This is a genomic window from Kineococcus glutinatus, assembly GCF_039542765.1.
GTDB lineage: Bacteria > Actinomycetota > Actinomycetes > Actinomycetales > Kineococcaceae > Kineococcus_A > Kineococcus_A glutinatus.
Genome location: NZ_BAABIL010000417.1, coordinates 1 through 3,914 on the forward strand (window position 1 = coordinate 1; position 3,914 = coordinate 3,914).

The following is a 3,914-nucleotide window of genomic DNA, read 5'->3' on the forward strand; positions in this document are numbered from 1 at the left end:
CCTGGAGGCCCGCCTGTCCCAGGCGGTGGCCGGTGCCGGCGCGGACGTCCCGGCGCGGGTGCGGGCGCTGGCGACGGCGCTGGCCGCGGAGGGCTACGCTGCCTCGGCCCGCCCGGTGGGCACCGGAACAGCTGCGGAGGGGATGCAGTTGTGCCAGGGGCACTGCCCCGTGCAGCGGGTGGCCGAGCGCTACCCGCAGCTGTGCGAGGCGGAGGCGCGGGCCTTCGCCCGGGTGCTGGGCACCCGGGTGCAGCGGCTGGCGACCCTGGCCCACGGCGACCACGTCTGCACCTCCCACGTCCCGGACGACAGGGCCCCGCAGGGGCCCGCCACCCCCGAGAACGTCCCGCGCCCGGCCGCGGGCAGCACGACCCCCAGCACCACCCCCAGCACCACCCCGTCCCGGGCGACGCCCGGGAGGAGCCGTCCGACGACGGAAGGACACCGACGATGACCACCACGACCCCTCCCGAGCTGGAGGGCCTGGGCCGCTACCGCTACGGCTGGGCCGACAGCGACGTCGCCGGCGCCTCGGCCCGCCGCGGGCTGTCCGAGGACGTCGTGCGCGACATCTCGGCCAAGAAGGGCGAGCCGGAGTGGATGCTGAAGCTGCGGCTGAAGGCGCTGCGGCTCTTCGACCGCAAGCCGATGCCGGACTGGGGCTCGGACCTGTCGGGCATCGACTTCGACAACATCAAGTACTTCGTGCGCTCCACGGAGAAGCAGGCCACCAGCTGGGACGAGCTGCCCGCCGACATCCGCGAGACCTACGACCGCCTGGGCATCCCCGAGGCGGAGAAGCAGCGCCTCATCGCCGGGGTCGCCGCGCAGTACGAGTCGGAGGTCGTCTACCACCAGATCCGCGAGGACCTGGAGGCCAAGGGCGTCATCTTCGTCGACACCGACACCGGCCTGCGCGAGCACGAGGAGCTCTTCAAGGAGTACTTCGGCACCGTCATCCCCACCGGGGACAACAAGTTCGCCTCGCTCAACACCGCGGTGTGGTCCGGCGGGTCGTTCATCTACGTGCCCCCGGGCGTGCACGTCGACATCCCGCTGCAGGCCTACTTCCGCATCAACACCGAGAACATGGGCCAGTTCGAGCGGACGCTGATCATCGCCGACGAGGGCTCCTACGTGCACTACGTCGAGGGCTGCACCGCGCCCATCTACCAGTCCGACTCGCTGCACTCGGCGGTCGTGGAGATCGTGGTGAAGAAGGACGCGCGCGTCCGGTACACGACCATCCAGAACTGGTCCAACAACGTGTACAACCTCGTCACCAAGCGGGCCACCGCCGCCGCCGGCGCCACCATGGAGTGGATCGACGGCAACATCGGCTCCAAGGTGACGATGAAGTACCCGGCCGTCTACCTCATGGGCGAGCACGCCAAGGGCGAGACGCTGTCGATCGCGATGGCGGGGGAGGGCCAGCACCAGGACGCCGGCGCGAAGATGGTGCACGCCGCCCCGCACACCGCCTCCTCCATCGTGTCCAAGTCCATCGCCCGCGGCGGTGGGCGCACCTCCTACCGGGGCCTGATCCAGGTCCACGAGGGCGCGCACCACTCCCGCTCGACGGTGCGCTGCGACGCGCTGCTGGTGGACACCATCAGCCGCTCGGACACCTACCCCTACGTCGACGTGCGCGAGGACGACGTCGTCATGGGGCACGAGGCGACCGTCTCCAAGGTGAGCGACGACCAGCTCTTCTACCTCATGAGCCGCGGCATGGCCGAGGACGAGGCGATGGCCATGATCGTGCGCGGCTTCATCGAGCCGGTGGCCCGGGAGCTGCCCATGGAGTACGCGCTGGAGCTGAACCGCCTGATCGAGCTGCAGATGGAAGGGGCCGTCGGCTGATGACCGTGGTCGAGGAGAACCAGGCCGGCGACCGCGGGCCGGTGGCCGACGCGCCCGGGGCGACCCAGCGCGCCCACAGCCACGGCGGTCCCGGGGTGCCCGACGCCAGCCGCGCCGCCCGCCGCACGTCCTTCGACGTCGCCGACTTCCCGCTGCCCTCGGGCCGGGAGGAGGACTGGCGCTTCAGCCCCACCGAGCGCCTGGGCGCGCTGTTCGCCGCCGGCGCCGACTCCGGCGAGGCGGTGCTGGAGGTCAGCGCACCCGAGGGCGTGGAGCACCGCAGCGGCGCCACCGCCGAGCTCGGCGCCGGCACGGCCTTCCTGCCCGGGGACCGGGTGGCCGCCGCCGCCTGGGGCGCCACCCGCACCGCCCACCTGGTGCGCATCCGCCCCGAGGCCGAGCTCGACGAGCCCGTGCTGCTCACGCTGCGCGCCGACGGGGGCACCAGCTCCGGCCACCTCGTCGTGGAGGCCGGCGCGCACAGCCGCGCCACCGTCGTCCTGGACCACGTGGGCACCGGCCAGCACCGCGGCGGCGTGGAGGTGCGCGTCGGCGACGGCGCGCAGCTGACCTTCGTCACGCTGCAGGAGTGGCAGGCCGGCAGCGTCCACGTCGGCCAGCACGACGTCGTCGTGGGCCGCGACGCGACCGTCAAGCACTTCGCCGTCAGCCTCGGCGGTGACGTGGTGCGCCTGTCCACGAACGTGCGCTACGCCGCAGCCGGCGGCGACGCGCAGCTGCTGGGTCTGTACTTCTCCGACGCCGGCCAGCACCTGGAGCACCGCCTCTTCGTCGACCACGAGCCGGTCAGCTGCAAGAGCTACGTGGAGTACAAGGGCGCCCTGCAGGGGGAGACCGCCCGCGCGGTGTGGATCGGCGACGTCCTCATCCGCGCCGCCGCCGAGGGCACCGAGACCTACGAGCTCAACCGCAACCTCGTCCTCACCGACGGCGCCCGCGCGGACTCGGTGCCCAACCTGGAGATCGAGACCGGCGAGATCGTCGGCGCCGGGCACGCCAGCGCCACGGGCCGTTTCGACGACGAGCAGCTGTTCTACCTGCAGGCGCGCGGCATCGCCGAGGCCGAGGCCCGCCGCCTGGTGGTGCGCGGCTTCTTCGCCGACGTCATCCAGCGCATCGGCGTGCCGGCGCTGCAGGAACGGCTGCTGGCCACCATCGAGACCGAGCTGCAGACCACGATGCCCGCCGCCGCGGGCACGACCACCCGCGACGCCGCCACGGCGGAGGAGAACTGATGGCCACTCTGGAGATCCGCGACCTGCACGTCGGCGTCGAGGAGGCTGACGGCAGCAGCAAGGAGATCCTGCGCGGCGTCGACCTGACGATCCGCTCCGGCGAGACCCACGCGATCATGGGTCCGAACGGTTCGGGCAAGTCGACGCTGGCGTACTCCATCGCCGGGCACCCCAAGTACACCGTCACCGGCGGCTCGGTCACCCTCGACGGTGCCGACGTGCTGGAGATGAGCGTCGACGAGCGCGCCCGTGCAGGGCTGTTCCTGGCGATGCAGTACCCGGTGGAGGTCCCCGGCGTCACGGTGTCGAACTTCCTGCGCACCGCCAAGACCGCCGTCGACGGGGAAGCCCCGAAGCTGCGCACCTGGGTCAAGGAGGTGCGCACCGCGATGGAGGGCCTGCGGATGGACGCCTCCTTCGCCGAGCGCAACGTCAACGAGGGTTTCTCCGGCGGGGAGAAGAAGCGCCACGAGATCCTGCAGCTGGAGCTGCTGAAGCCGAAGTTCGCGATCCTCGACGAGACCGACTCCGGCCTCGACGTGGACGCGCTGAAGGTGGTCTCCGAGGGCGTCAACCGGGTGCGGCAGGCCACCGACGTCGGGGTGCTGCTCATCACCCACTACACGCGCATCCTGCGCTACATCACGCCCGACTTCGTGCACGTCTTCGTCGACGGCCGCGTCGCCGAGCAGGGTGGCCCGGAGCTGGCCGACGTCCTGGAGGAGTCCGGCTACGACCGGTTCCTCACCGCCGCGCGCAGCTGACCGGGCGCCTGGGCACCACCGCAGCGAGGAG

The 3,914-nt window shown here is 72.0% G+C and carries 4 protein-coding genes; all 4 read left to right on the plus strand.

The features are described from left to right. Positions 1–454, plus strand: a 454-nt coding sequence (locus ABEB16_RS14950; RefSeq protein WP_425560204.1) for a helix-turn-helix transcriptional regulator, incomplete at its 5' end; no start/stop codon positions are given. Then, positions 451–1,863, plus strand: a complete 1,413-nt coding sequence (sufB, locus tag ABEB16_RS14955; RefSeq protein ID WP_345713030.1) for a Fe-S cluster assembly protein SufB — start codon at positions 451–453, stop codon at positions 1,861–1,863. The genes ABEB16_RS14950 and sufB, both read left to right, overlap by 4 nt. Next, positions 1,863–3,119, plus strand: coding sequence for a Fe-S cluster assembly protein SufD (sufD, locus tag ABEB16_RS14960; protein WP_345713031.1), 1,257 nt, complete (start codon positions 1,863–1,865; stop codon positions 3,117–3,119). Before sufB ends, sufD begins: the two co-directional genes overlap by 1 nt. After that, positions 3,119–3,883 carry a Fe-S cluster assembly ATPase SufC gene (gene sufC / locus ABEB16_RS14965; RefSeq protein WP_345713032.1) on the plus strand — a complete coding sequence of 255 codons (765 nt, stop codon included), beginning with the start codon at positions 3,119–3,121 and terminating at the stop codon, positions 3,881–3,883. Before sufD ends, sufC begins: the two co-directional genes overlap by 1 nt. Positions 3,884–3,914: the final 31 nt, after the last annotated feature.

Excerpts from the sequence above, each read along its gene's own strand:
- sufC (WP_345713032.1), top strand. The coding sequence starts at position 3,119 with ATGGCCACTCTGGAGATCCGCGACCTGCACGTCGGCGTCGAGGAGGCT.
- sufD (WP_345713031.1), top strand. The coding sequence starts at position 1,863 with ATGACCGTGGTCGAGGAGAACCAGGCCGGCGACCGCGGGCCGGTGGCC.
- sufB (WP_345713030.1), top strand. The coding sequence starts at position 451 with ATGACCACCACGACCCCTCCCGAGCTGGAGGGCCTGGGCCGCTACCGC.